Here is a 26,038-nt window from a genome sequence, read left to right on the forward strand (position 1 = left end):
TATATTTTAATAATAGGCTTTTCGCCAGGCACTTTTGGTAATAGCCTATCCCCCCGTACAATTTATCCCTAAAATGTTACACATTAGTCCGGCTCCAAAAATAAAATCAGATTAGGAAGAGAAGTAAAATAGAAAAGAAGACTTACACTATATGTAAGCCTTCTCCATATACTATTCGTTGTAATCCTCTATAGTTTGGGGATGATATGGAACTTTTTCTAATCTTGGATTCGGATGATAACGACGCCCTTCTTTAGCTTCAGGCTTTCCATTCAGCAATACATTGTCTCCCGTGAAGCCGATATCGATTTTTAAAAGACTGCCGCCGACCCCATACATATCTACAGGGACTTTCAATTCTTCGAACATCTTGATTCTATCTTCTGTAAACCCACCGCTCACTACAATTTTGACATGGTCGAAACCTTCTTTATCCAAGGTTCTTCTTAAAGCGAAAATCAGCTCCGGATTTACTCCTCGAGGGTCGAATGTCCCCATTAAATGCTGATTCCGCAAGAAATATTTATCCACCATACTGCGAGAAGTATCTACACGTACTGCTTTCAAATCGTCCCCAAATTCCCGTGCCACTTTCAGGGAGTCGGAAATGACATCATTATTATAATCAACAAGCGCCATCAGTTCATCTTCAGGAAATTGTTGATGATAGGCCTTCGTTGCAGCTACAACATCACCCTTGAACATTTGAATGAGCGCATGCGGCATTGTTCCCATGCCTTCTTTCCCCCACCACTCATTCATCGCATGTGTAGCCTGGGCGGTCGAGCCCCCAATAAAGGATGCATATCCATCCCCAGCTTGCTGGGTATAATGATCATCCCGATCTCCCATAAAGATGATCGGTTTCTGCTTGCCACTGGTTCGGGCAGCTTTCACCACATTATATACATTCGTAGCTACAGATGTCCGCCGGGCAAAAATTCCATCAATAATCCCTTCAAGGTAGCCAAAATTTTGATAAGGGCCCGAGATAGTCATCACTGTCTCAAATGGGCTGATTTTATCGCCATCCTTAAGAGAGTAGATTTCCAACTCTTCCGGATTGTCAGCGAACTTGTGGATCAGGGCAATCACTTCGTCCGTACCACATAAAACCGCATCATTCTTTTGGAAAAACTGCATCGTCACATGATTGTCTTCCAGATTTTCTTTCACTATTTCTTTTGTTTTCAAAAAATAGACGGCAGAAAACCAGCCTTCCTTCACTCGTTCATCAAACTTGAATGTCTTATTTGTCAGCCGATCAATCTCGCCATTTAACTTACGTGTGATTTCCTTCATAATTTTGCTCCTTATATAACAAAGAATCCTTTTCCGAATAAAATCATTCATCTCTAATCATATAAAATCTGCATGACTAACACAAGCCATTTCTGAAACCATAAAATAAAGCCATCCCCAGCCAAATAAATGGCAAAGGAAATGGCTCTGCTCGTCAATATACTTCTGATGACTCTTGAGAGTGAAATAGTTCTTCCACTTGCTCTCTTGTCAATAATATATCTCTTGGTTTACTTCCTTTTTGTTCAGAGATGATTCCGTATTCTTCCATGTGATCGATCAGCCGTGCCGCTCTGTTATAGCCTACTTTAAACCTTCTTTGCAGCATCGATGCACTGGCTCCATTATGCTCGATCACAAAAGATACTGCTTCCTCAAAGAGTTCATCCTGCTCCCCGGCTTCCTGTGCAGTCTGCATCATCAGTTCCTCTTGTTCAAACAAATAATTAGGAGGAGCGGATTTCTTTACAAAACCCGTAATACGTTCAATTTCATCATCCGAAACGAACGCTCCCTGAATCCTTACTGACTGTCCAGAACCATTTTCAACAAACAGCATATCGCCCTTACCAAGCAATTTTTCTGCACCTGCTGTATCGATGATCGTTCGAGAGTCTACTTGAGACGATACACTGAAAGCGATCCGGGTCGGGATATTCGCTTTAATAAGCCCGGTAATTACATCAACGGAAGGCCGCTGTGTCGCAACCAGTAAATGAATGCCACAAGCGCGTGCCTTTTGAGCTAAACGGCAAATGGCATCCTCTACATCCTGCGGAGACACCATCATTAAATCAGCCAGCTCATCAATTACTACTACAAGATATGGCATTTTTTCATTAGCACGGTTTTGTTTCATCATTTTTTGGTTGAAACGTTCGACGTCCCTTACGCCCTCTTTGACGAATTTTTCATAGCGATCATCCATTTCTTTGACTGCCCATTTAAGTGCCTTAGTAGCTGCTTTGACGTCCGTAATCACGGGGGAAACCAAATGTGGGAGCTCATTGTACGGCGCCAATTCCACCATCTTAGGATCTATCAATAGAAATTTGACATCTTCATGGTGGGCCTTGTAAAGCAGGCTTACCAAAATGGTGTTAATACAGACACTTTTACCGGATCCCGTAGCTCCTGCAATAAGGCCATGCGGCATTTTTTGCAAGTTAGTCACCATTGGAGTCCCCCCGATATCTAACCCTAAAGCTACGGTCAAAGGTGACGGGCTCTCCTTAAAACTCGCAGATTCAAAAATCTCCTGCAACCCTACTATATCGGATTTTTCATTAGGTATTTCAATTCCTACCGCCTGTTTTCCCGGTATCGGTGCCTCGATACGTATCGCTTTTGCTGCCATGCTCAATTTAATGTCGTCAGCGAGATTGGTAATTTTACTCACCTTCACACCTGGTTCTGGCTGAACTTCAAATCTTGTGACAGAAGGTCCACGCATGGCATTGACGACCTTTGCCCGCACATGAAAATGATTGAGTGTAGTCTCCAATAACTCCATCTGCTCCCTGATCCGCTCATCGTTGTGACTGGATTTTTCTACAGCGTCATCTAATAAGTGGAGGGGAGGCTTATGATAAGTGATAGACTGGTTAGTATCTTTCGCCTCTTCTACTTTTTTAACAGCGCTTTCGGACTTATGATTTGCAGTCCGGTTTCTTTTGTCACGAGGCGTCATAATAACATTAAATGGCACACTATTACCGCTCTTCTTTGATTCATTTTTACTATCTTGACTTTTACCAGGTGCCTGTTTTTTTGTATTAACTGTATTAGCAGCGGGATTCTCAGGTTCAGACTGGCTCTTCTGCTTAGCCGTTTTATTTTCTTCTGGAGCAGTTATCGGTTCGGCGGGTTCTTTATCAGTTTTCTGCAGATTTTCAGGCTGTTTATCTGTTTCTCCCTCTTGCTCAACATCTTCTGCATGGTCTTCCACCGCTTCTACCGTTTCAGCTTCGTCATACGATTGTCCCAATTCCGGATTTGTTTCCACTACCTCCGATTCCTCAACTTCTGTTTCTTCCAATATTTCTGGTACCTGACCTACCCTTCCCTCATCCAGCTCGACTTTTTCTACTTCTGTACTCGCTTCTACAGTTGCGGCTATATAAGACTGCGCATCCTCAACCGGTGAAGGTTCAGGCTGTTGGGAGGTTACAACTTCTTCGTTTAACGCCTCGTCTTTTGTGAGGACATTTTCTGCATCGTCTGCAAGGTTATCCTCTTTCTCCTCCATAACCTCTTGCTCTTTTTCCTCTGTATTAACTTCTACAGGAATCGTTTCAAGCGAAGAGACAATCTCCTTCGGTGAAGAATGAGAGGAGGCGTCTTCGCGATATCTTGCCAATAATTCCGATAGACTTTCCGCTTGTGGTCGCTGATCCTCTTCGGCAGTAGTTAAATCCTCGATGATTTGCTTTTTTTCTCCTCTACGATGGTATCCATAAATGGGCGAAGGAACTTCTGTAGGTTGAAAAGGAATTTTATTAAATTCTTCCTTACTTGCTTCTTTTGTGTAGCTTCTATCACTGCGGCTCGATTGGCTCTTATGTAGATGGGATGGGTACTCATTTTTTGCTAGGTAGTTGGTATTGGATTGATACTTGGTTTGGGATTGATAGTCGTTCTGTGTCTGATAGTTTTTTTGAGCCTGATAGCTTTCCTTTTCAGATCTATTTCCAGAACTTCTTTCCACGGTTTTCTTCTCCATGTAATCTTCACCATAAGTTTTTGCAGGACGACGATTTCTCTGCTCCTGGTTCGTAGTTCGATGATCCGGAATTACCGGAAAACGAAATTCACCTTGTTTCGGGTATTTATATGCCATTTTTGTTTTTACATAGGGGTCATTATTTTCTTTATGTTTATACGTGTCGTCAACCTGCATCGGCTGTTCAGATGTCTCGCTGTTGAACATATCTTTAAGTTTCTTCTTCATCTGATCCCACATATTATCACTCTCTTCTTAACAAAGGTTTTACTTACTATTTTAACAGGTTTTTCATTCATACAGGTTGTTTTTTAGATAAAAATAAGACTGCAGCCCAAAAATAGGGCTACAGTCATCCTAAAGGTGGTTTACAGGTCAAACTCCTGGCCAATTTCATACTTATCTTCCAATACAAGAATCCCTTTTTCTTTCGGGGCATCAGGTATACCTAATTCTTTTGCAGAACATATCATTCCACTGGAATCTATCCCTCTTAATTTAGCAGGCTTTATTTTCATACCGCTTGGCATGACTGCGCCTACCTTGGCCACTACTACTTTCTGGCCGCTATCGACATTGGGGGCGCCACAGACGATTTGAAGTTTTTCCTCTCCCACATCTACCTGGCAGACACTTAATTTATCTGCATTTTCATGAGGCCCTTTTTCTTCTACATAGCCGACCACAAATTTAGGAGACAAATCTAAATCCAACTTATCGCCTAGGTCATTTTTTTCAAAAATCGCTTTAATATCTTCCAACATAGCTTCTGTCAGTCTGATTTTCCCGTGTTCAGCTAAATTCATATAATTAGACAGGTTGAAAATATTGTAACCTAACAGACTGCCATCCCGTTGATCAGCAATTTTCACTACATCACCATGGTGCTCTTCCTTAATAAAGTTGCGATCCCCATCTTTAAGAGGGAAAACCAATACATCTCCAATTCCTTTAGGATTATAAAATACAAACATGTCTACTCGTCCTTTCCTTCATCTTTAGGTTTATTTTGAGCTAGAATGAAGATTGGTTCCAGTGTTTTATCTTCATATAAAAAGGATAATGAAGTGACTGGCGTTCTTCCTTCCGCAAAGAACTTCATTGCCATTTGAGCCAAAATATCATAGCCGGCAGGATTTTCAATATCGGCGAATATGAGTACATCCTGATGCGGAATACTCAGTGCTAATTCCCCTTTTGCATTTGCTTTCATCTCTTCCAATAAAGCTTCATTTAACACTCGGCTGGCATCATACCCATCTTTTGTGGACAAGAAATAGAACGTGTTTCCGTATACTTTATCTTTGGACATTTCTACAGACAATGAACGCACATTGAAGCCAGCAATTTCTTTTATCCGGTCTGTTGACCATCCTTCTCTTTCCAGCATCTCTTCATCAATTAACTGATATGATTTCCCTAGGTCTAAAGCGTAATAAATCCTTGTTTCTGCCGTATGCTCCATATAGACAAGTTTCTTTCCAGAGGAAGTTTCCGTTGGAAAAGATCCAGCTCTTATTACAGGGAAGATATGCCGTTCCTTCCCTTCGAGATGATGTTTTTCATTCATAATCCGCAATGCTTCTTTTATATGCTCTTCCAGCTCATCCAAGGCATCTTCGCCTCGGTTTTCCCACTTGGAAATAACATTAGGCAAGGTAACAGTTATTCCTTGGCCTGATTCTTTCCATTCTATCCGGAAAGTATCTTTATCACGATTAAAAGAAGTTCGCCACTCTTCCGAATGCAATCGTTCCTCAAGTTTCCGTTTCATTTTGATACTCGTCATTTTCATACCATTTCCTCCTTTATGTATGGAGAGAAATCAATTACTTCGTCTATTTTAGCATAAAAAAACTGCGCTTCAACAATTGCGCAGTTTCCGATTATTTTTGTAATCCGTCAATGAATGTTTCAATCTCCTCTTTTGTTTTCCTTTGCTTACTGACAAAACGGCCAATTTCCACCCCTTTATCAAATGCAACAAAACTTGGGATACCTAGTACGCCATAGTCCACGCAAATATCCAGGAATTCATCACGATCTACATAGAGAAACGTGTAATCCTTATATTTTTCTTCGAGCTCAGGAAGAAACGGTTCGATAAACCTGCAGTCAGGACACCAGTCCGCTGAAAATAACATGATTACTTTATCATGGTTACGATACTCATGAAATTGTTCTTCTGACTTCAATTGTTCCATGTTTACACCTCCGGTTTCATCCTAACACAGCTTTGCCTATAATTAGATATTGGTTGCTCAGGTCATTGTAAATAAATGAATTTAATTCCTCTTTCCCCTCACAAACAATCAGCTCGATTTCTGCATTGCTTATTCATAATTGATTTTCATATCCCCTTGCTGTATCCAGCCTTTTTTTCGGAACCATTCGGCAATCAATAAACTTATTATTGCAGGAGCAATAACATGGAGAAAAAGTATGATCCAAAATATATCCCAGCTGAAGCCCATCGATTCAAAAGTCATGATTTGACCAACAAAGCCACTGGTACCCATACCTGCACCCATTGGGTTATTTTCCATTTTTAACCACACAGTGGCTAATGGAGCAAGAACTGCACCAGCAATTGTAGGAGGTATTAGTATAATCGGCTTTTTAATAATATTGGCTACTTGAAGCATCGAGGTTCCTACACCTTGAGCCAGCACGCCGCCAAATCCGTTATCACGGTAACTAATTGCGGCGAAACCAATCATCTGAGCAGCACCGCCTACAGTCGCAGCACCTGCTGCAATACCATCTAACGATAACATCAAGGTAATCGCAAGACTGGAAATCGGCGCAGTCAGAGCTATTCCTAACAATACTGCAACAATCATCCCCATAATAAATGGTTGTTGGTTCGTCGCCCATTTGATGACCTCTCCGAACCAGAACATGAAATTACCAATAGGCGGACCTATGAACGAGCCAACCAAAAACCCTGCAGCTATCGTTAAGAATGGGGTTAATATAATATCTATTCGCGTTTCCTTACTGATTAATTTCCCAATCTCAGTGGCAATCAATGCTGTCACGTAGCTGCCAGCAGGTCCGCCAAGTTCTGCACCAAATGCGCCGCTGAATAAAGCAGCAAACATCACAAGCGGGGGAGCTTTCAAACCGTATGCAATGGCTATACCGATCGCCCCGCCCCATATTTTCACATCCATCGCAAACTCGCCCATTTCAATGAAAGAAGCAGACAACATAGGCCAGAAATGGAGTTGTTCACCCAATGTTTTAATGATCAATCCAATAATCAATGATGAAAATAGCCCTAATGCCATAAAACTAAGGGCCGTTACAAAATAATCCCTCGCACTTAGTGTGACTCCCTTTCGCTTAAAAAACTTTTTCATCATAAACCCTCCCCATCATAGCAGCCATTTTATTTTACAAAATAATATTACAAGTGTAAAGACACCAGCATAGTAAAAAAATCCCCCGGCCGATTATTACGGCCAAGGGCTTGCTATTAATAAGCGATTGAGTTGGCTATCTTCATCATTTTTTCAGTATCTTTTTTTATCGAATCCTTTTTACTGAATGTAGTGACCTTCACACCACCAACTCCAACTTGAAGCTCGTACTCTTCTTCTTCATTTGCGGGAAGAACTCTTACATAACCAAACCGCTCCTCATTTTCAAATGATTCCAATAGTAAGTGCTCATCTTTTTCAGAAGCTGCTTCATAGTTCAGCTTACTGGTCCTTTCTTCTTTTGGATTATAAAATAAGATGAACGTCTGCTCCCCCTCTTTCAGAATCAAATTGCTCTGTGACTCTTCGGATACTTTCATGCTTTCGGGAAGATATAATGGAAATGAATCCGCCTCATGATTTGTTTCCATCTCGTTTTGATTGAAACTAGTTTCAGCGGTTTCACGTGTATCTGCGATGGCATCTTCTTCAGATAGAAGCATACTGCACCCAGTCAGCATCAAAGTAAAGAAAGCCAGCGTAAAACCTATACCCCTCTTTTTCATGGATTTATTCCTCCTGATACTTTCTCTTTTACTTTCATGATACTATTCTTCAGAGTGATGACAAGTTCCATTTCATGGCATTCCCTCTCAATGGACAGGACCATATGATTTGTCCATAATAGAATTGTAGGAACTTCAGGAAATGAATGGGAGGAATTTAGTTATGGAACTGACTGTCTATCTAGCTGGACAAATCCATGATGATTGGAGAAATGAAGTTAAGCAAAAAGCGAAAGAAAAAGACTTGCCCCTTACGTTTGTGGGCCCCCAGGAAAACCATGACCGCTCTGATGATATAGGGGAAGATATTCTGGGCAAGCAGCCAGGAAATTTCTACAAAGATGATGCCGCTTCCTCTATCAACAACTTTCGAACACAAGTACTGATGCAGAAATCTGATGTGGTTATCGCGTTGTTCGGTGAAAAATATAAGCAGTGGAACACTGCTATGGATGCAAGCGCCGCCATCCATCTTAATAAACCGACAATCATCGTACGTCCCGACTCGTTGATCCATCCTTTGAAAGAATTAACAAATAAAGCGGATGTTACCGTAGAAACTATCGATCAGGCTATGGAAGTATTGCAATATGTTTATGAATAAATCGAAATGAGTTTAATCCATGCGAAAAACCCGGACAATTTGTCTACATTGTCCGGGTTTTTTAACGTGCTATAATTTTTCAATGGTAGTCTTAGGCTCTTTATTAGCAGTGTTATCGAAACTTCCTGTCAAATTCATATTGACCTTTCAATAGTTGGGTAATGTGAACAAACATATCTTTCCGTTCCACCATGGAATTTGTAAAAATCCCTATGGCTCCTTCATTTCTTCTTACTTCTCGTTTATCTGCATAATCATCCATTACATCGCCAAGTTCTCTGCCCTTTTCCAATTCCAACTTGATTTCTTCGGGCAATGGAATCCTTGCCCCACTTGCAAGATAAAGATTTTCCTTTTCATCTACAAGAGCGCCCCAATTACATAAATAGAGGTCATCTTCAATCTCCATGACTCCGCCTTCCAGGCCAAGTCCCATGACGCCTTTCCTCATGTTAGCACATTCTCTTGCCCTGTTAATGGCTCCTTCTTGTGTCTCTTCATCGGAAAAAGGTTGTGCAGAAACTTTTGATTCTACGTCCACCCCATCAACTTCAAATTCTGTAAAGACTTCCTTAACAGAATTAATTTTGGTAGGATTTTGAGAGCCGATATATATACGAACCATTCTATTCACCTTTCTATCGAACAATTACTTCTTTTCACTATACAACATACCAACCGTTCAGGTCTATGGTAAATAACCACCAGACAGCTTACATTAAAAAACTCAGCTTGTCACCAACAACTTATGGAGAAAGCCATAGACTTTTCTTATACTTCAATCCTTTAAGAGAGTTAAACTTTTTCAAAGTACTAAAAACACACAGGCGATTGGCCTGCGTGTTTCAAAATTGAATCATTATTTAGTTTATCCGTTATTTCGGATTTGTTCCACTGCATTTTGGTCGGTGGATTTAACTAATTTCACCAATAATTCCTTAGCCGCGGCATAATCATCTACATGAATAATAGACGATGACGTATGGATATATCGGGAACAAATTCCAACAACCGCTGAAGGGACTCCATCATTCGATATATGGACTCTTCCAGCATCCGTTCCACCTTGAGAGATGAAATATTGATATGGGATATCGTTGCTTTCGGCTGTGTCCAGAATGAAATCGCGGATTCCACGGTGGGTGACCATACTTCGGTCAAAAATACGCAGTAATGCCCCTTTACCAAGCTGGCCAAACTCTTTCTCATCTCCACTCATATCATTGGCAGGAGACGCATCAAGGGCGTAAAAAATGTCTGGCTTTATCATATTGGCTGCAGTCTGTGCGCCGCGGAGCCCGACTTCTTCCTGTACCGTAGCCCCTGAATACAGCTGATTCGGTACGCTTTCACCAGCCAATTCTTTTAACAATTCTACGGACAGACCACAACCATAGCGGTTGTCCCAGGCTTTAGCAAGTACTTTCTTCTCGTTAGCCATTGGTGTGAATGGACAGATAGGTACAATCTGTTGGCCTGGCTTAACACCGATGCGTTTAACATCCTCTTCATCATCGGCTCCGATATCAATCAGCATATTCTTGACATCCATCGGCTTCTTTCTTTGTTCAGGTGTAAGATTGTGAGGAGGGATAGAACCGATGACCCCAATGACTGGTCCATTTTCCGTGATCACTTGTACGCGCTGTGCCAGCATCACCTGGTTCCACCACCCGCCAAGCGTCTGGAAGCGGATCATTCCATTTTTAGTGATTTGTGTCACCATGAACCCTACTTCATCCATGTGGCCGGCTACCATCACTTTCGGTCCTTCACCATTTTTGACACCAAAAACTCCACCTAACCCATCCTGTATGATTTCATCGGAGTATTTTTCAAGTTCTGATTTCATAAACTGACGTACCATGTGCTCATTCCCGGGTGCTCCAGGAAGTTCCGTCAAAGTCTTGAATAACGCTTGCGTCTCTTGATTCATTATGTACCTAACCCCTTTCCAATATAATTACTATTTTACCGAAACTTCCGACTACTTTCTACTTTTCAAACTGCTTTTAGTTTTCATTGTCCGCAACATTTAGTATACTAATGGGAAAGATTACTTATTGAGGTGAATAGTGATGGATTGGAAAAAAGTCGCAATTGCTGCAGGCGCTGGTGCATTAGCCGGCTATGTAGTAAAGGAACAAGTCTTCAATAAACAAGGAGTAACACCTGAAAAAGCATTAAAAATCGCAAAAGAAGCATTTAAAAAACAAGGTCCGATCAGCGGATCATGGATTTACATGAAACCGGAAGAACTAACAAAAAACGGAATGGAATATGAAGTTTATCGTGGAGGCGTATCGAAGAGTCAAGATGGGGAAACATCCCAATACGAATTCTTCATCGATGCCCAAACCGGTACCATCGTTGATGTTGCAGAAGCAAATTAAAGAACAAAAGCGCAAGCGCCTTGCTAGTAGTGACGTTCGATTAAAAACGGCACGTCCTGTGCCAACATCGAACTGACCTGCATCCTGCAGGCCTCCGCCAAGCTTAAGACAAGCCTCGGCGTGACGTTCTTGGTCACAGAGAGGATTGGCTTAAGACCTCGAGGGGGTAGGCGCTGGCCGATGAAAGCGCCACGTCCTGTGCGTCGGAGCTGGATGAACAAAAGCCGTGCCTGGATCTCATACAGGCACGGCTTTTGTTTATTTTTTATAGGAATAACGGTGTCGTTCTACCTCATCTATTTTCTTTCCATCTTCATTAAATCTAATTGCCCGGTAGTAGGCATCATGATAAAAGGTGTACCACGCTTTACGTTCATATCCGTATGTCATCCACTTTTCTTTCTCATGAACCGACGTAACGGGGTAATCATCATAGGCAAGCACCCATAATGGATTTTGATGGCCATGGGTCGGCATAATATCAGCCATGTGGATGAATTGTTCTTCTCCATCTTCAAACACAATGATGGAATGACCATCACTGTGCCCACCTGTATGAATCATTTTTAACCCTGGCAGTAATTCTTTTTCTTTTTTGAACGTATGTACCTGGGACTCCACCGGTTTCCAGTTATCTTCCCAATACGTATTAGCTGAACGCATATTAGGGTGGCGCATTTCATTCCACTCGATTTCAGAAGTGATAATCTGTGCTGCAGGAAAAGTGGAAACCAACTCTCCATCTTTCCACCGTGACAATCCACTTGCATGATCAAAATGAAGATGTGTCATCAGAACTGTATCAATATCCTTCGTTGATAAACCAAGCTCTTGCAGGGAAGCATCAAGGTTTGATTCTTCCAGGACACCAAAGTTCCTGATTTGCTTCTCAGAAAATTTATCTTTACCTATCCCGGAATCAATCAGGAACCTGCGCCCGTCCACTTCCAAAAGAATCGGATCCGATCGGAGTTCAATTTGATTTTTGTCGTTCACCGGATACTTTTTTGTCCATAAAGGGCGCGGTACGACACCGAACATCGCCCCCCCGTCTAAATGAGTCACTCCTCCATTCAGCCAAGTCAACTTCGCTCGTCCTACTTGTAATGTTTCCATCTGTTCCCCTCCTTTTGCTTACACTATCAAGTGTATCATAACAGAAAGAAGGTTTGGAAACGCTATCACCCTTTAAAGGAAACACGGCAACGATAGATAGGCTGGCCTTTTCCAGAAAACTTTTCTTCATATTCAGTCGGAACATTTAGTGGGTCACTGTATTCATGAAGGTCAAGTTGTACCTCTTCTATTTGCATACCAAAGTGGGAAAAACTGACCAGAGAATATTCAAACAGCTTTTGGTTATCTGTTTTCAAAGTAATTTCTCCATCAGGTTTCAATATCGACTGGTACTGTTCTAAAAAAGTATGATACGTTAAACGGCGCTTTTCATGTTTTGTTTTGGGCCAAGGATCAGAAAAGTTCAGATAAAGATGGTCCACTTCATTTTCTCCAAACATATCACGCAGGTCTCTGGCGTTTTCATTAACTAACCGGACATTTTCTGTCTCTGCCTCCAACACCTTCTTTACGGCACCGACGATGACACTTTTGACGCGCTCAATCCCAACAAAATTGATTTCAGGATGCTGATTTCCCATACCGGCAATAAACTGCCCTTTTCCTGTCCCGATTTCCAGGTGCAGTGGCTGGTGTTGAAGGAACAGGTTCTGCCAACTGTTCTTGTGTGCAAAGGGCTCCTGCACAACGATTGCTTCATTTTCTTGCAAAAAATCATCAGCCCAAGGTTTATTACGTAAACGCATGATTTTATTCCTCCTCTATCGTTTAAACTTTATCATGAAAACCTTGCAGGAGAAAAGTTTTTAACAAATATACAGAAAAACGGAGGATATCATCATTTAGCCCCTTATATTTACCTATACCATAGATATATACTTCTCGTGTCTACTCATCCGTTCAGATGCTCTTAAACCATAAAATGATACAGTTGGGCTGTAAGCGCTTACTGATATAAGATAAATATCATATGATTCAAACTACAGACATGGAGTGAGTATTTACTAATGAAATTACTGACCAGTATGATTGAGATGAGCGTTATCGCTGTATTTTCTGTACTTTTCACTGGATATGCACTTTTCATATATCCATTTGAAAAACTGACTCAACTTGTCAATCCAGAAGTGCGGAAGAAACAAATCAAGTATGCACCACAAGCCTAATAAACCAAACCTGACATCATGATAAAATACAGAAAAAACTTGGGTTTCCTTTCAGGATTCCCAAGTTTTTTGTATAGAAACATCTTTTTGGCTGCAGGCTAATAGTAAAAAGGATGAATAATATGCCATTGACGACCAACGACCAATTAAATATATTATATGACTTACTGACTGAACAAAGCGAAGATGGCTGCGGCACAACGGCTGAATGTCAGCAGATTGCCCGTCTGGTACAATCGCTGCAGACCAAATTGGCTGACCCATCAGTTGAAAATCTTCAGCACCATTTATCCGGCATTAGTGAATATAGTCAGCAAAATTATTCAGATGATCAATTAACCGAACATATTTATAGTAATCAAGCTAACCTGCAACAGTGGGCAAGTGCCATTGAACAAATCAAGGATTCCAGATCCCATGATTGACCATCAGCTGCATCAGCGATTCTGTTCGCTGAGCGGCTTCTTCCACATCTCCCCTCATCCGGTGCCATTGGATAAAAGTAAGTGATTGAGCAACTGCATACCAGGTCATCCGTGTATAAAGATTCTCTGTATCTTCCACGCCATACCTTTCTAACCAAGGTTTCCAATCCTCTTTAGGAATATACCAATGCAAAAGCATTCCCAGGTCCATTGCAGGATCAGCTACCATGGCATTATCCCAGTCAATCAGATAAAGCTGATCATCTCTTGATAACATCCAATTATTATGATTCATATCGCAGTGACATACAACATGCTTAGCCGCTCTCACTTCATCAAGTTTCGATTCCAAATAGTTGATGGCAATATATATTTGTTTCCACGGATCAATATTTGTAAAAAGCCGCTCATTTTCTTTAATGTCTTCTAATATATCCTCAGGAAGTAATGGGTGCTTGCTGATTCGCATCAGCATATCTAACAATTCGGAGGAATGATGTATTTTACTTAATAACTTAGCCACACGCGGATGCTTCATCTCCTCCTGCTTCAGTTCACGGCCTTCCAGCCATTCTTGAGCAGTGATCACATCCCCATTTTCTAACCGTTTCGTCCATACCAGCTTAGGAACGATCCCTTCTGCTGACAACACAGCCAGGAAAGGTGAAGAATTCCGCTTTAAGAATAGACGTTTATTATTATTTTGTGCATAATAGGCCTCACCAGTTGAGCCGCCTGCTGGTATGATGGTCCATTCTTCTCCAAGTATATGTTCCAAGCGTTTCACCTTCAATTCCTCAAATCTTTAAGTATTGCCGTGCCATAAGCGGTATTATAAGTATACATGATTTTCTTTATGTAGCCAGTACAAGTTATTTCCTGTACTCTTATACACGTTTTATAGAATATCTTATTCTCCCGGTCGATTTCAAGAATGACGTACTGCGTGTTTAGTAGTATATTGTCCGCCTTTGAGCTGCCTTCTCTATTCGACAACGCCGGGTTGTAGTCGTTTCCCCATCAATTTGTACCGGTATTTTCGCAACTGATTCTATGATAATTGATTTGCCTTTATACTCTTTTACTTCCCTTAAAGATGTGTGTTTCCCAAAAAACACCGTAATAAACAAAAGCAGAATCTTCCACTTCGCAATCCTCTCTATAATAATTATCGAATATAATTCATCTTTTAGACTCGCTTGCGGTGCAATTTTCATTCCGCCCCCATAATAGGGATGATTGGCGACAGTCACCATTAAAGCGCGTGTATCGTGTACGACATTCCCATCAACCTTCACCATGATTGGAAGGGCTTCATATTTTGGTAAAACTGCCAATAAAGCTGTAACATAGCTTAGGGAACCAATTCTGATGCGATTAAAAAAACGCTTGAGCAGGGAACCTTCCGCTTTATTTGCAACAGCAGCGTCGAAGCCGATCCCAATGCTATTCATAAAAAACTTCCTTTTCCGTGGCGAGAGCTTGAGTTGATAAGTACCTGGCAAAAAGGTAAGCTTCCTGGGAGCACGTATGATGTGTTTAAAGCTATTCAGGGGATCGTTTGGAATCCCAGCGCCACGGGCAAAGTCATTCCCTGATCCAGCAGGAATGAAAGCCATGGGAATTTGCGGGTATGCATTCAGCCCATTCATTACTTCATGAAAGGTTCCGTCGCCTCCGATGACAATCACTGTTTTAACCTGTTCCTTATATATCTCCGCAATCTGCGCTGCAATCTCTTCCGCATGCCCTTTATATTCGGTAAAAAAGGTGCGGCATTGATTGTTTTTAAAGGAAACATCCCGCTGGATTTTTTGGAATCGTTTCAAGGCACTGCCATAACCCGCTATCGGATTAACAATGACAATATACATGTGTTTCCTCCCTAATCCCGACAAGACATGGGTGTGAGTCTATTATACTATAATAATAGGAATCGGAATATAAAGTAATTCAACACCCTGCCCAAAAAGCAAACTATCTAAAGAAGGCTTCTTCTTCCTGATCCCACTCCGGCCGTTTAATCGAACTAGTCTGACTGTGCTTCACCAATGCTTCCGCTGCCTTTAACTGCTGATGTTTCAATGGAGCGCGCAACCTTCGCTTTTCTTCGAACCAGTCCGGATATTCCTTTTTGCCGATATAATCGGTATGGTAACGTTCAACAGGTGAGCTAAAATCATTTTCTGGAGCAAGAATTACCTTCTTATAGGGAAAATCTATTCCATATTTAGCCAGGACACTTTTCACGTAGGTTTCACTTCGATTTAAAGCTATCAATGGACTAATGAAGTTCGTTTTGGCGCTTCCTTCTATCGCCCAGGTTTTATTGTCTTCTGCTACAATTACAGCTCCTGCAGGGGCTTCTATCCTATGTATGATTTCTATTCCTAATGGACCTATAACTATGGTGTTTATTTCTAACGGTGCCTGCTTGATTTTGACGATAGGCTCATACATGATGAAAAAGATATCAGGAAAACGTTGTAAAAAGTATTTCAAACTTCTGTCTTGCTTGTAATCAGCATTCATAAACGACTTTTCCCATAAAGTTGACGTTGCCCATTTCAGTTGAAAAGTATAAATTTCATCCAGAAACCTTTGTTTTTCATCTAGTAACGAAACAGGCGGTACGTCAGGTGGGAAATAGTCCTGGACTTCTTCGTTTTTTCTTTGGAACAATTGCCTCCACTTTGAGCCCCCGCCTTGTTCCTCTGGTTCGTCTTCAGGCTGCTCTAGCGCTAGTAGCTGCTCCCCCCACCTCTTTCTCATTGTCTGCCAATGCTGTTTTTTTGCTCGAATGAACTGTCCCGGATATCGGTACATATTCGTTTCATAACGAGAGATGTAGTCCTGCAATTTGATCAGCTGAGCCATTTTTTCACCCCAATTCAACAGTATCAATTACTTCATATTTAGGAAACTCCCCTGGATGGATCCGGTATAGATGGAAGCGGTCAATTGTAAAAGTAATCGCACGTTTATATTTCTCCAGCTGTTCAATGGAAAAAGGTTTGTCCTGTTTTTGATCCCATTTTTTGGCCAAAGTAATATGCGGACGGTATGGCCGATTTTCCTTGGGAAAGCCAGCTTGCTTAAGTGCTTGCTCTACCATCTCTTTCACTTTTTGTAATGATGGATGATTTTCCACTCCCATAAATAACACCCGAGGACGTTGTTTATGACCAAAAAAACTCAAGTCGGCTGCTTTTACTGCAAAATACTCAGGATACTTTGAGTCATGCAGCCTCTTTTTTACTTCTTCTATCTTATCATCGGCAACTGCGCCGAGAAATTTCAATGTGATATGAAAGTCATTTCGATGGGTCCAGGTTTTATAGGATACCGAAGACCCTAAATCCTTCTGCCACTCAGTAAGTACCTGACGTATTTCCTCGGAAATAGGTATACCAACAAAATAATGAGGATATCCTCCCACTGTATTCATCCTCCCTGAATAATTATCTGTTTTCCTTCTCTTTTACTTACTAATGTAATAAGAATTATCCCTGTAAAGGTCATGGCCGAGAAAAAGCCATACATGCCAAATACATGGAAGGCATCAATTAAAACGCCTCCTAAAAAGGTGAAAAAAGCATTCCCTAACCCATTGCCAACAGCTGAATATAATCCTACTGCAGTAGCGATGACATCTTTTGGTGCCAGTTCTCGGACCAGAATCAAAGCGGATGGAATATATAAACCAACAGATATTCCTTGCATAATCGTCGTAGCATAAACGATTTCACTGGTCGGCTCAAATGCATAGACAAACCAACGGACGAACGAAACAGATGAGCTGATAATCAGTACTCGAAAAATCCCTAGGCGATCGATGATGAATTGTGACACTTTCATAAATGGAGCTTCGCTGCCAGCTGCAAATAAAAAAGCGATTCCCACCGCTGTTAGTGTTCCACCGACTGTTAAAATGAATGTACCAAAATAATAGTTATTCGCCAGGACAGGACCGAAAACCAAAAAGTTGGAGACTAAAAAAATCATGAAACTTTTTTGCTTACTTAGTACCTTTATACCTTCCCGAAAAGATACAGTCACACCTTCCCCATGTTTTGGAAACCGTGAAAGTGAAAATAAAGCAACAATCAGCCCGCCTCCAAAGAATACGAAAATCCAATTAAGAGAGCCTGCTTCCTCGGTGACACGTCCTAAAACAAAGACAGCGACCGCAAAACCGACAGCTCCCCATAATCGAATGTTACCGTATTGCCTGCCATGTTTCTGAACATAACTCAGCGACAGGCTATCGGAAAGGGGAACGATACCCGATTGAAATATCGCAATGGCTACCATTCCGATATATAAAATGAGAAACTCCTGCCACACGGGATACAGCACTCCGAACAGAGCAGCAAGTAATGTTGCTATCGCAAGCAGACGTCTCGTCCGTTTAGTATGATCACTTATCATTCCCCACAAAGGCTGAACGAAAATAGTGACCAATGGCAAAGCAGCTATAATCAAACCGATCTGGGTATGATTCAATCCCTTTTCATCCTCTAAGAAAATAGATAGTAAGGGAAACAAGGCACCAAACCCAAAGAAGGTGAAAAAATAATATATTTGAAAGAAACGGTATGTCTTATGATTATAATCTTGCACAGATTTTCCCTCTTTCTTAAACGGTGACTGGTTATTTTGTCAACTGATAGATTGCTTCTGCATAAATAGCGACGGCTGCCACCATATCCTGTATACGAACATATTCATCCACTTGATGAGCGGTGTCAGGACTGTCTGGGAACATGGCACCATAGGCGACTCCAGCCTTCAAAGCTCTCGCATAAGTAGCTCCCCCGATGGCTTCCGCTTTTGTTCGATTTCCTGTGTGGCGGTTATAGATATTCAGCAACGCAGAAACACCTTCATGGCCTTCATCTATATATAAAGGCCTCAAGTGGTCATATACCTTATAGTTTCCCTTCCACCTTGTCGCTTGCTGCTGTATCTTATATAGAAGCGCTTCACTTTCCTGTGTTACAGGGTAGCGGATATTGAGACCGGCTACCAGTTCTGTTTCACTCAATTGGAATGAGCCAAGGTTCATCGTCAAAGAACCCGAAACATCATCGTGATGTTTTATTCCAAGCTTCTCACCACTGTTATCACCGAGAATCTCTGTCAGCTGGGAGAAACATTCATATGCTACCTCGGACAATGGAAGGGCAGTTAAAAATCTAATCAATTCAATTATTGCATTGACACCTTGTGATGGCTTACTGGCATGGGCCCCTTTTCCGTGAACTTCCACCATCATATGATCGTTATCTAGACTACATTTTCCTCCTAATCCCTTAGCTTTGATGTAAGAGGTGAACTTTTGTTCCACCAATTCATGATTATCCGTACGAAGTGTTGCAATCGCCTTGTCAGGGACCATATTCAGACGATCTCCTCCTTCAATACGGATTATTTGTATTTGCCCGTCACTGAAATGATTTAAAACAGGCAGCTCCATATAGCCATCGATCAAACCTTTTTCTGCATGGATGACTGGAAACGCTGCATCCGGTGAGAAGCCGAAGGAAGGCATTTCTTCCTGTTTAAAATAATAATCGATCCCCTGCCAATCTCTTTCTTCATCGGTACCTAAAATCAGCCGTATCCTTTTATTCGGTTCAAAACCCTGGTCTTTCAGCAGTTTCATTGCTATATAGGCGGCCACTATCGGTCCTTTATCATCCTGTGCTCCCCTGCCATATAAGTTGCCATCTTTGATGACAGGCTCAAAGGGATCACTGCTCCAGCCATCTCCGGCCGGGACAACATCCAGGTGACCAAGAATGCCCAGTAATTGCTCGCCCTCTCCCCATTCGATATGACCAGCATACCCTGACAGGTTTTTCACTTGAAATCCGTCTTCCCGGCCAATGGCAAGCATCTCTTTTAAAGCGTCATCTATTTTCTTTCCAAAAGGGTAGTGACTATCTTCTTCAAACACACTGGGAATACGTAACAAGCGTTTAACTTTTGTCAGATATTCATCCTTATAATTAGGAGCTAATACCTTGAAATCCATACTTACTCCTCTTTTCCGGCTATAGTTTTGTAGGTATGTTCATCACAAATAGCAAAAAGCCTGGCGGATTCCGGGATTGGTTCCCCTAAACGCCGATTGATATTCAAGTCGTTACCATCAGCAATCAAGGTTGCCCCTTGCTTCAGCAAGGAATCGAAGGCATCCTGGTAGGTATTCCACTCTTTCTGTCTCGGTATCAGGTGTAAATCATCCCCATGGGAACGACTTAATAACTGCCCATAAATACTCGAGACGCCATTCATAAATGCGGAACGGACTGCCAAGGAGGAAATCGTTTCGTTGGAAACAATAAACTCATCCACTTTAATATGCTTGAAATTTTTGATGTGGGCTTCTTCCATCACTTCCACAATTGTATGTACATTCGGTGCAAGTGCTTCTACAGAAGAAGCAATCAATAAGCTCTTTCCATCAATCAATTGGTCATCATTAATCCGATCATCGGAGAAAATCATAACTGCATGTGCTTCCGAGACATTTGCTTTCATTAAAGTTTCTTTTGCTGAGGCATTTCCTTTAATGTAATGGATGTTATCTTTTAGGAAAGGGGCTTCTTTCAAGTCATCGATAATTACAACTTCTGCCTGGTCATAGGTATCCATAATTTCCTGAATAGCAAAAGAAGCCTTTTGTGACCATCCGATAATAATATAATGTTTTTTATCTTTGTACACGATCGCACCCTCCAAACGTTTTTTCCTGAAACCAGCCAGCCCATCTACTACTTTTCCAATCACTACACCAATTAAGCCAATTCCTAATATATATAGGAAAATAGCAATTAAACGTCCTGCTATGGTGACAGGATAATAATCTCCATACCCTACCGTTGTCACTGTAGTCATGACCCACCAGAAACCATCAAAATAGGTCGGAAAAGAGTCCCTTTCCACATTGACAATCAGAATGGTACCAAACACAACCAATAAGCCACTGGACAAAAATAAAATATAATTATTGATATTGACCATTTTCGTGAACAATCTCCGTAGAATGTACAAGGTCGATGCTCCTTTCATTTAATATTTATGTAAATTTAGTGAAATGTCTGTAAATTCGAGCGAATTTAATAGCATATATTCTTCTCTTTGGTGTAAAATATAAATAACTTCATAGCGTCACTCGCACATTAAATTCCTACGAATGAATCTAAGGAGTGGTTATTTGAATCATTCATCATCCCGTATGCTAAACAGGATCAAAGCTGTCTATCTGTATATCAGAGAAGAAGGACCAGTTACGACAGCACAGCTAGCGGAAGAGTTCGGGACTACGGACCGGACAATCCAAAGGGATTTGACAGTTTTGGAATACAATGGACTGGTGGATAGCCCTCACCGCGGCAAGTGGACGATAACCGAAAAAAAAGTTAAAATTTCATGATCATATGATAAAGTCACCCGGACTATAAGCCCGGGTGCTTTTTTGCACTTTAACAATTTTTTATATTTGTTGGATTAAAATATAAGAGAAACTTTGGTTTGTAAGTACTCCAAGTTTTACTAAATTCCCGATAACTCCCAATCACATATTTGTAAGCTCTTTTAAGTAAGCAACTTCCTCATCGGATAGTTCACGGTATTCCCCGGGAGCTAAATCTTCATCAAGCTTAAGTGTGCCCATACTGATCCTTTTAAGGTACGTCACCCGTTTTCCTACGGCCTCAAACATTCGCTTGACTTGATGGTATTTACCTTCTGTAATAGTAAGTTCTATTTCAGATACTGCCCCTGTCACCAGTATCTGTAACTGTCCAGACTTTGTGACATAACCATCATCCAGGGTAACCCCTTTGTTAAACTTTTCTATATCGGCATCTGTCACTTCTCCATCAATAACAGCAAAATAGGTTTTTCCTACATCCTTTTTTGGCGAGGTGAGGCGATGAGCAAGCTGGCCATCGTTCGTAATAAGCAGCAGCCCCTCTGTATCTTTATCCAGCCTGCCAACAGGAAAAGGTTCAAATATTAAATCTTCAGGCTGTAAGATTTCAATGACCGTTTCCTCGACAGCATCCTCCGTAGCTGAAACCAGCCCATCCGGCTTATTCATCATCAAATATATGAACTCCCGGTACTCGACCATCTCCCCATAGACCGTTACCTGATCTCTTTCAGGGTCGACATGGATTTTCGGACTGTTAACAGATGATTCATTCACTCGAACATTCCCTGACTTCAATAAGGCTTTTACTTCTTTACGTGTTCCATAACCCATATGGGATAATAACTTATCAATTCGCATCATTCGCCTCCTAGCCCTGATTCCTTTTTAAGAATCTGTCTAACACTCGAACTTTACCTCCAAGTACCCGTTCCAGTAAGGTTGATTGATAGGCAAGCCATAAATAAATACCGCCTCCCGCAGTCACACCTGTAATCAATACAATCATGGCATCGAGACGACTGGATGTCGGGTCCATAACAAAACTGAACAGAAACTTAAGAATAAATAAAACTGCAGCCATGATAGCTGTAAAAATAATAACCAAAAGTGACCTCTTAAATAGAGGGCCCATCGGAAATGCAGCTTTTTTCTTCACTCTCCACATATTAAGCAATACTGCTGTGCCTACAGCAAGCAACGTGGCAAAAATAGAACCTTTTGCCCCGAAAGCTAAAATCAATGGTATATTCAAAGATGATTTAATAATAAGCCCTGCAGTTAAACTGATAACCGTGAAATTCTGCTGGTTGATTCCCTGCAGTACTGCTGCACTGACGGAAAATAATCCAAACAATAATGATGCAGGAGCATACCAGGCCAGCCAAGGCCCCTTTACTTCAATACCTTCGATTCCATATAACGCGCCATAAGCTTCACCTGACAAGACTGCAAGTCCAACAACAGCAGGAAGAATCAATAACACAACAATCTGAAAAACCTGATTGATTTGCTTATGCATCAACTGTGTCTTCTGTTCTGTATAGGAAGCAGTTACAGCTGGCAGCATTGAAAGTGACAAACCAGTAGCTAAAGTCATCGGAATAACCACTAGCTTATGCCCATACATGATAATCGCTGCGTAAGCAGTATTCGCTAATTCACCTTGTCCGGCAACATACATCGCATCCATGAATGTAAGGTTATCGATAAACTGATATAAAGGGATTGCAATACCTACCAGCACAAATGGCCCCGCATAGCCAAGCAGTTCCTTAAACATTTTCTTCTGTGGGATATCATACGAATAATCTTGTTGTTCCAAATGACGATCTAAGTAGGTTTTTCGCTTTCTCCAATAAATATAAAGAACCAATCCAGAGGCAAGCGCTCCTATAAATGCTGCAAATGTAGCGAATCCCACTGCAACCTCAATCGGTCCATCAAAGATCTCTACTACGATAAAAACAGCGATCAACAAGAAAGCGATTCTTGCCACTTGCTCGACCACCTGAGAAACAGCAGTAGGTGCCATGGATTCATGCCCCTGGAAAAATCCTCGCACTATACTCATGCTTGGAATAAGCAATAATGCAAAACTCACCATCTGAATGACATTTGTTACGGATGCAAGAGAAATCTCTTCATCACCTTGTCTGATAGACATCTTAGCTAAGCTTTCTGCGCCGAAAAACATGAGTAAAAATGCAACTAATCCAGTAAGTGCCATCAACTGCATCCCGGACTTCAAAATTTTCCTGCTTGTTTCATAATCACCAAGAGAGTTATACTTTGAAACGAACTTAGACACGGCTAAAGGCACACCCAATGTGGATATACTGATGAAGATCGTGTATGGTATATAGGCAAAGCCGTATAAAGTACCACCTGTGTCGCCAACCATCGCCTCAAAAGGAATGAGGTAAATCATTCCCAAGAATTTCGATAAAAATGTGGCTCCTGTCAGGAGCATGGTTCCTTTAACTATTTTCGACATTTCTATTTATTCCACCTTCATTGATTGTAGAGTCGAACGAATCTATTTTACCATAAATAAAGGTGTTTCAAATCATATAACATTCACTAGCAACTATTATTTGAAAGGAATGACTATATTGGCCTACGAAACAGCAATCATCGGCGGAGGACCTTCCGGCTTAATGGCTGCTATTGCAGCAGCGGAGCAAGGTGTTTCTACGATATTGATAGACAAAGGAAATAAGCTGGGTAAAAAACTTGCTATATCTGGTGGAGGCAGGTGTAATGTCACGAACCGCCTTCCGCAGGATGAAGTAATCAAGCATATACCAGGGAATGGAAAGTTTCTATATAGTGCTTTTTCAGTTTTTAATAATTACGATATCATCGATTTTTTTGAAGGCTTAGGTGTAGCATTAAAAGAAGAAGACCACGGAAGGATGTTTCCGGCAAGCAATAAAGCGAAGGATGTAGTCAATGTCCTGCTTAGGCGTCTGGATGAGTTAGGTGTGGAAATCAGGACAAACACTCCTGTAGAAGCAGTAGATTACGGAAAGGATAGTCATACGATCATTTTAAAAGAAAAAGAAAAAATCATTACGAAAACGATCGTACTGGCTGTTGGGGGAAAATCAGTTCCTCATACGGGAAGCACAGGGGATGGTTATGCGTGGGCAAAAAAAGCAGGTCACACGATCACAGAACTATACCCCACCGAAGTTCCACTAATTTCTTATGATCGTTTTATTAAAAATAGATCCCTGCAGGGACTATCGCTTAGAGGTGTAGCCGTTTCTGTTCTCAACCAAAAAGGAAAGCCGATCATCACTCACCAGATGGATATGATTTTCACCCATTTCGGGCTTTCCGGCCCTGCAATTTTAAGATGCTCTCAATTTGTAGTGAAAGAGCTGATGAAAGGAAATCGGCCGGTTCAATTAGAAATCGATATATTACCAGATCAAAAAGAGCCTGCATTAATGGATCAGTTCCACTCCTTAGTAAAAGAACAACCAAGGAAAAGTATGCGCAACCTATTGAAAGGGATGGTACCTGAGCGCCTATTGGATTTTATCCTGGAGAAGGCTGAAATTGCAGCCGAAGATAAAGCTGCAAATATTTCAAATGAACAACTTAGAAAGTTAGTTGCCTATTTAAAGCATTTCTCGGTAAATATTCATGACACACAGTCGATTGAAAAAGCGTTCGTGACGGGGGGCGGTGTGGCTATAAAAGAAGTGGTACCGAACACCATGCAGTCAAAGCTGATGCCGAGGCTATATTTTTGCGGAGAAATTCTCGATATTCATGGTTATACGGGGGGATATAATATCACATCGGCGATGGTGACCGGACGAGTAGCTGGTATGCACGCTGCCTGGGAAGCAATGGGCTCATAATTTTTTGTTTATTAAAGTAAAGCTCCCAATTGCTGAAGACTCAGTTTCGAGATAGTTGGGTCCGTTACCGAAAGGTAAGGGATGGGCTGTGAAACGACTCGCTTTCCTGCGGGGGATCTGGCGAGCTTCCTCGGGCAAAAGCCCTGCGGGATCTCGCCTAGCCCCTTCTCCCGCGGGAGTCTCGCCGTTTCCCTGCCCATCCAACTATTTTTGTGATAAACGGACCCTTCAAAAGGGGGAAAGGGAGTACAATAAAACCTTTATTCTCAGGCATTTATAAAGGATATAGGGGGACCAAAATCTTCTTTCTATTATCATAGAGCCATTTTTTACAAGTGTGATTTCGAGAACTTCCTATGGTAAAGAGGCGTAGGGAAACGGTGAGACTCCTGTGGGATATGCGGGATCGCTGAGGCCCCGCAAGGCGAAGCCTGAGGAGACTCAGCACACGCCCACGGAAAGCGAATCGTTTCCCGGAGCCCCTAACCCCCAATAAATATCTCGAAATCAAGTCTTCGACTTTTCGGCCCTTTTGTTGAATAACCTGTATAAATAAAACGAGAAGCTTCAAGTTAAGTTTCTCGTTTTTCTTTGTAGATAAGCATGTTCTCTACCTAATTCCCGATTTATTAATATATTTATTTCTTCCCGGTCTGCAGGGGTTACTTCTGGATCGCTTTCATTCCAATCAGCAGCACTAAGAAAATAGTAATTTCTTATTCGTTTCAAATAGAAGGTAGTATGAGGAAAACGATCAAAATATCCCCTGACTACGCCTCTTCTATCATACGCCCAACGAAGTATTTTCATATCCACCACCCGAACATACATTCTCGTTTCAGGGTAATCATATCAAAAAGATGGGGAGCAAGCAACTTATAGCAGACAATAATAAAAACATAAAGAAACCGAAAGCCTTAAAAAAGACTTTCGGTTTCTTTATTGCCTAGCGGCGTCCTACTCTCACGGGGATAAACCCGACTACCATCGGCGCTGGAGAGCTTAACTGCTGTGTTCGGCATGGGAACAGGTGTGA

General features: G+C 41.5%; 27 protein-coding genes and 1 rRNA gene. 6 read left to right on the forward strand and 22 right to left on the reverse strand.

The genetic code is table 11. From position 1 onward, the window contains the following. Window positions 1–171: 171 nt before the first annotated feature. The 7 genes from FHS45_RS15090 to FHS45_RS15120 all read right to left on the reverse strand — a co-directional run bounded on the left by FHS45_RS15090 (window position 172) and on the right by FHS45_RS15120 (window position 8,015). Window positions 172–1,302, reverse strand: a complete 1,131-nt coding sequence (locus FHS45_RS15090; protein WP_062447405.1) for a nicotinate phosphoribosyltransferase — start codon at window positions 1,300–1,302, stop codon at window positions 172–174. A 154-nt stretch (window positions 1,303–1,456) separates the two neighbouring features. Beyond that, window positions 1,457–4,252 (reverse strand): DNA translocase FtsK, encoded by a 2,796-nt coding sequence (locus FHS45_RS15095; RefSeq protein WP_229717894.1) that lies wholly within the window; start codon window positions 4,250–4,252, stop codon window positions 1,457–1,459. A gap of 140 nt (window positions 4,253–4,392) precedes the next feature. Then, the gene (gene ytpR, locus FHS45_RS15100) at window positions 4,393–4,998 is read right to left on the reverse strand and encodes a YtpR family tRNA-binding protein (protein ID WP_062447411.1); all 606 of its coding nucleotides are present in this window, start codon (window positions 4,996–4,998) and stop codon (window positions 4,393–4,395) included. A gap of 2 nt (window positions 4,999–5,000) precedes the next feature. Next, window positions 5,001–5,819: a DUF1444 domain-containing protein gene (locus FHS45_RS15105; RefSeq protein ID WP_062447413.1), complete on the reverse strand. Its 819-nt coding sequence runs from the start codon at window positions 5,817–5,819 to the stop codon at window positions 5,001–5,003. Between the two features lie 91 nt (window positions 5,820–5,910). Next, a complete protein-coding gene (locus FHS45_RS15110; RefSeq protein ID WP_062447416.1) occupies window positions 5,911–6,228 on the reverse strand; it encodes a thioredoxin family protein in 318 nt (105 codons plus the stop codon). 129 nt (window positions 6,229–6,357) lie between these two features. Continuing rightward, complete coding sequence (locus FHS45_RS15115) at window positions 6,358–7,389, reverse strand: PTS sugar transporter subunit IIC (protein WP_062447419.1); 1,032 nt, start codon at window positions 7,387–7,389, stop codon at window positions 6,358–6,360. A 116-nt stretch (window positions 7,390–7,505) separates the two neighbouring features. Beyond that, the gene (locus FHS45_RS15120; RefSeq protein ID WP_062447422.1) at window positions 7,506–8,015 is read right to left on the reverse strand and encodes a hypothetical protein; all 510 of its coding nucleotides are present in this window, start codon (window positions 8,013–8,015) and stop codon (window positions 7,506–7,508) included. A gap of 163 nt (window positions 8,016–8,178) precedes the next feature. Between FHS45_RS15120 and FHS45_RS15125 the strand changes: the two genes are divergently transcribed. Beyond that, on the forward strand, window positions 8,179–8,619 hold the full coding sequence (locus FHS45_RS15125) for a YtoQ family protein (RefSeq protein WP_062447425.1): 441 nt from the start codon (window positions 8,179–8,181) through the stop codon (window positions 8,617–8,619). A gap of 112 nt (window positions 8,620–8,731) precedes the next feature. On the opposite strand, the gene FHS45_RS15130 is transcribed toward FHS45_RS15125, so the two are convergent. Then, window positions 8,732–9,244, reverse strand: coding sequence for a DUF84 family protein (locus tag FHS45_RS15130; protein WP_062447428.1), 513 nt, complete (start codon window positions 9,242–9,244; stop codon window positions 8,732–8,734). A gap of 243 nt (window positions 9,245–9,487) precedes the next feature. Beyond that, the gene (locus tag FHS45_RS15135; RefSeq protein WP_062447431.1) at window positions 9,488–10,555 is read right to left on the reverse strand and encodes a M42 family metallopeptidase; all 1,068 of its coding nucleotides are present in this window, start codon (window positions 10,553–10,555) and stop codon (window positions 9,488–9,490) included. 142 nt (window positions 10,556–10,697) lie between these two features. Between FHS45_RS15135 and FHS45_RS15140 the strand changes: the two genes are divergently transcribed. Beyond that, complete coding sequence (locus tag FHS45_RS15140; RefSeq protein ID WP_062447434.1) at window positions 10,698–11,012, forward strand: PepSY domain-containing protein; 315 nt, start codon at window positions 10,698–10,700, stop codon at window positions 11,010–11,012. A 258-nt stretch (window positions 11,013–11,270) separates the two neighbouring features. Here the strand turns inward: FHS45_RS15140 and FHS45_RS15145 are convergent, their stop codons facing one another. Further along, complete coding sequence (locus FHS45_RS15145) at window positions 11,271–12,128, reverse strand: YtnP family quorum-quenching lactonase (RefSeq protein ID WP_062447436.1); 858 nt, start codon at window positions 12,126–12,128, stop codon at window positions 11,271–11,273. 65 nt (window positions 12,129–12,193) lie between these two features. Continuing rightward, complete coding sequence (trmB, locus tag FHS45_RS15150) at window positions 12,194–12,835, reverse strand: tRNA (guanosine(46)-N7)-methyltransferase TrmB (RefSeq protein WP_062447439.1); 642 nt, start codon at window positions 12,833–12,835, stop codon at window positions 12,194–12,196. 261 nt (window positions 12,836–13,096) lie between these two features. Here trmB and FHS45_RS15155 point away from each other — a divergent pair, with 261 nt between their 5' ends. Both FHS45_RS15155 and FHS45_RS15160 read left to right on the forward strand, forming a co-directional pair. Continuing rightward, entirely contained in the window at window positions 13,097–13,255 is a 159-nt protein-coding gene (locus FHS45_RS15155; protein WP_166761426.1) for a hypothetical protein, read from the forward strand. Between the two features lie 122 nt (window positions 13,256–13,377). After that, window positions 13,378–13,680, forward strand: coding sequence for a YtzH-like family protein (locus FHS45_RS15160; RefSeq protein ID WP_062447442.1), 303 nt, complete (start codon window positions 13,378–13,380; stop codon window positions 13,678–13,680). Here FHS45_RS15160 and FHS45_RS15165 read toward each other — a convergent pair. The 7 genes from FHS45_RS15165 to FHS45_RS15195 form a co-directional block, all read right to left on the reverse strand. Beyond that, window positions 13,655–14,458, reverse strand: coding sequence for a phosphotransferase family protein (locus FHS45_RS15165; protein WP_062447445.1), 804 nt, complete (start codon window positions 14,456–14,458; stop codon window positions 13,655–13,657). The genes FHS45_RS15160 and FHS45_RS15165 overlap by 26 nt on opposite strands. A 172-nt stretch (window positions 14,459–14,630) precedes the next feature. After that, complete coding sequence (locus FHS45_RS15170; RefSeq protein ID WP_062447448.1) at window positions 14,631–15,554, reverse strand: diacylglycerol/lipid kinase family protein; 924 nt, start codon at window positions 15,552–15,554, stop codon at window positions 14,631–14,633. Between the two features lie 103 nt (window positions 15,555–15,657). Then, window positions 15,658–16,557 carry a hypothetical protein gene (locus FHS45_RS15175; RefSeq protein ID WP_062447450.1) on the reverse strand — a complete coding sequence of 300 codons (900 nt, stop codon included), beginning with the start codon at window positions 16,555–16,557 and terminating at the stop codon, window positions 15,658–15,660. 4 nt (window positions 16,558–16,561) lie between these two features. Further along, the gene (gene thpR, locus FHS45_RS15180; protein ID WP_062447453.1) at window positions 16,562–17,128 is read right to left on the reverse strand and encodes an RNA 2',3'-cyclic phosphodiesterase; all 567 of its coding nucleotides are present in this window, start codon (window positions 17,126–17,128) and stop codon (window positions 16,562–16,564) included. Continuing rightward, the gene (locus FHS45_RS15185) at window positions 17,125–18,303 is read right to left on the reverse strand and encodes an MFS transporter (RefSeq protein ID WP_062447455.1); all 1,179 of its coding nucleotides are present in this window, start codon (window positions 18,301–18,303) and stop codon (window positions 17,125–17,127) included. Before FHS45_RS15185 ends, thpR begins: the two co-directional genes overlap by 4 nt. A 31-nt stretch (window positions 18,304–18,334) precedes the next feature. Further along, on the reverse strand, window positions 18,335–19,720 hold the full coding sequence (pepV, locus tag FHS45_RS15190; RefSeq protein WP_062447459.1) for a dipeptidase PepV: 1,386 nt from the start codon (window positions 19,718–19,720) through the stop codon (window positions 18,335–18,337). Window positions 19,721–19,722: 2 nt separating this feature from the next. After that, complete coding sequence (locus FHS45_RS15195) at window positions 19,723–20,742, reverse strand: potassium channel family protein (protein ID WP_062447463.1); 1,020 nt, start codon at window positions 20,740–20,742, stop codon at window positions 19,723–19,725. Between the two features lie 142 nt (window positions 20,743–20,884). Between FHS45_RS15195 and FHS45_RS15200 the strand changes: the two genes are divergently transcribed. Further along, window positions 20,885–21,124, forward strand: coding sequence for a DeoR family transcriptional regulator (locus FHS45_RS15200; protein ID WP_371872044.1), 240 nt, complete (start codon window positions 20,885–20,887; stop codon window positions 21,122–21,124). Window positions 21,125–21,265: 141 nt separating this feature from the next. Here FHS45_RS15200 and FHS45_RS15205 read toward each other — a convergent pair whose 3' ends face one another. Both FHS45_RS15205 and FHS45_RS15210 read right to left on the reverse strand, forming a co-directional pair. Beyond that, window positions 21,266–21,985, reverse strand: a complete 720-nt coding sequence (locus tag FHS45_RS15205; protein WP_062447470.1) for a pseudouridine synthase — start codon at window positions 21,983–21,985, stop codon at window positions 21,266–21,268. Window positions 21,986–21,995: 10 nt separating this feature from the next. Then, entirely contained in the window at window positions 21,996–23,621 is a 1,626-nt protein-coding gene (locus FHS45_RS15210) for a putative polysaccharide biosynthesis protein (protein WP_062447472.1), read from the reverse strand. 118 nt (window positions 23,622–23,739) lie between these two features. On the opposite strand from FHS45_RS15210, the gene FHS45_RS15215 reads away from it, so the two are divergent. Continuing rightward, on the forward strand, window positions 23,740–25,002 hold the full coding sequence (locus tag FHS45_RS15215; protein WP_062448094.1) for a BaiN/RdsA family NAD(P)/FAD-dependent oxidoreductase: 1,263 nt from the start codon (window positions 23,740–23,742) through the stop codon (window positions 25,000–25,002). 567 nt (window positions 25,003–25,569) lie between these two features. On the opposite strand, the gene FHS45_RS15220 is transcribed toward FHS45_RS15215, so the two are convergent. Next, a complete protein-coding gene (locus FHS45_RS15220) occupies window positions 25,570–25,812 on the reverse strand; it encodes a hypothetical protein (protein WP_062447475.1) in 243 nt (80 codons plus the stop codon). Between the two features lie 134 nt (window positions 25,813–25,946). Continuing rightward, window positions 25,947–26,038: ribosomal RNA gene (gene rrf, locus FHS45_RS15225) — 5S ribosomal RNA — on the reverse strand; the annotation flags it as partial.

This window comes from Thalassobacillus devorans (genome assembly GCF_011761345.1).
GTDB lineage: Bacteria > Bacillota > Bacilli > Bacillales > Halobacillaceae > Thalassobacillus > Thalassobacillus devorans.

Bases quoted from the DNA above. Each gene is read 5' to 3' on its own strand.
- FHS45_RS15120 (WP_062447422.1), bottom strand. From the start codon at position 8,015: ATGAAAAAGAGGGGTATAGGTTTTACGCTGGCTTTCTTTACTTTGATG.
- FHS45_RS15095 (WP_229717894.1), bottom strand. From the start codon at position 4,252: ATGAAGAAGAAACTTAAAGATATGTTCAACAGCGAGACATCTGAACAG.
- FHS45_RS15115 (WP_062447419.1), bottom strand. From the start codon at position 7,389: ATGAAAAAGTTTTTTAAGCGAAAGGGAGTCACACTAAGTGCGAGGGAT.
- FHS45_RS15140 (WP_062447434.1), top strand. From the start codon at position 10,698: ATGGATTGGAAAAAAGTCGCAATTGCTGCAGGCGCTGGTGCATTAGCC.
- FHS45_RS15200 (WP_371872044.1), top strand. From the start codon at position 20,885: ATGAATCTAAGGAGTGGTTATTTGAATCATTCATCATCCCGTATGCTA.
- FHS45_RS15155 (WP_166761426.1), top strand. From the start codon at position 13,097: ATGAAATTACTGACCAGTATGATTGAGATGAGCGTTATCGCTGTATTT.
- pepV (WP_062447459.1), bottom strand. From the start codon at position 19,720: ATGGATTTCAAGGTATTAGCTCCTAATTATAAGGATGAATATCTGACA.
- FHS45_RS15160 (WP_062447442.1), top strand. From the start codon at position 13,378: ATGCCATTGACGACCAACGACCAATTAAATATATTATATGACTTACTG.
- FHS45_RS15205 (WP_062447470.1), bottom strand. From the start codon at position 21,985: ATGCGAATTGATAAGTTATTATCCCATATGGGTTATGGAACACGTAAA.
- FHS45_RS15145 (WP_062447436.1), bottom strand. From the start codon at position 12,128: ATGGAAACATTACAAGTAGGACGAGCGAAGTTGACTTGGCTGAATGGA.
- FHS45_RS15110 (WP_062447416.1), bottom strand. From the start codon at position 6,228: ATGGAACAATTGAAGTCAGAAGAACAATTTCATGAGTATCGTAACCAT.
- FHS45_RS15175 (WP_062447450.1), bottom strand. From the start codon at position 16,557: ATGGCTCAGCTGATCAAATTGCAGGACTACATCTCTCGTTATGAAACG.
- trmB (WP_062447439.1), bottom strand. From the start codon at position 12,835: ATGCGTTTACGTAATAAACCTTGGGCTGATGATTTTTTGCAAGAAAAT.
- FHS45_RS15090 (WP_062447405.1), bottom strand. From the start codon at position 1,302: ATGAAGGAAATCACACGTAAGTTAAATGGCGAGATTGATCGGCTGACA.
- FHS45_RS15210 (WP_062447472.1), bottom strand. From the start codon at position 23,621: ATGTCGAAAATAGTTAAAGGAACCATGCTCCTGACAGGAGCCACATTT.
- thpR (WP_062447453.1), bottom strand. From the start codon at position 17,128: ATGAATACAGTGGGAGGATATCCTCATTATTTTGTTGGTATACCTATT.
- ytpR (WP_062447411.1), bottom strand. From the start codon at position 4,998: ATGTTTGTATTTTATAATCCTAAAGGAATTGGAGATGTATTGGTTTTC.
- FHS45_RS15125 (WP_062447425.1), top strand. From the start codon at position 8,179: ATGGAACTGACTGTCTATCTAGCTGGACAAATCCATGATGATTGGAGA.
- FHS45_RS15105 (WP_062447413.1), bottom strand. From the start codon at position 5,819: ATGAAAATGACGAGTATCAAAATGAAACGGAAACTTGAGGAACGATTG.
- FHS45_RS15170 (WP_062447448.1), bottom strand. From the start codon at position 15,554: ATGTATATTGTCATTGTTAATCCGATAGCGGGTTATGGCAGTGCCTTG.
- FHS45_RS15135 (WP_062447431.1), bottom strand. From the start codon at position 10,555: ATGAATCAAGAGACGCAAGCGTTATTCAAGACTTTGACGGAACTTCCT.
- FHS45_RS15130 (WP_062447428.1), bottom strand. From the start codon at position 9,244: ATGGTTCGTATATATATCGGCTCTCAAAATCCTACCAAAATTAATTCT.
- FHS45_RS15220 (WP_062447475.1), bottom strand. From the start codon at position 25,812: ATGAAAATACTTCGTTGGGCGTATGATAGAAGAGGCGTAGTCAGGGGA.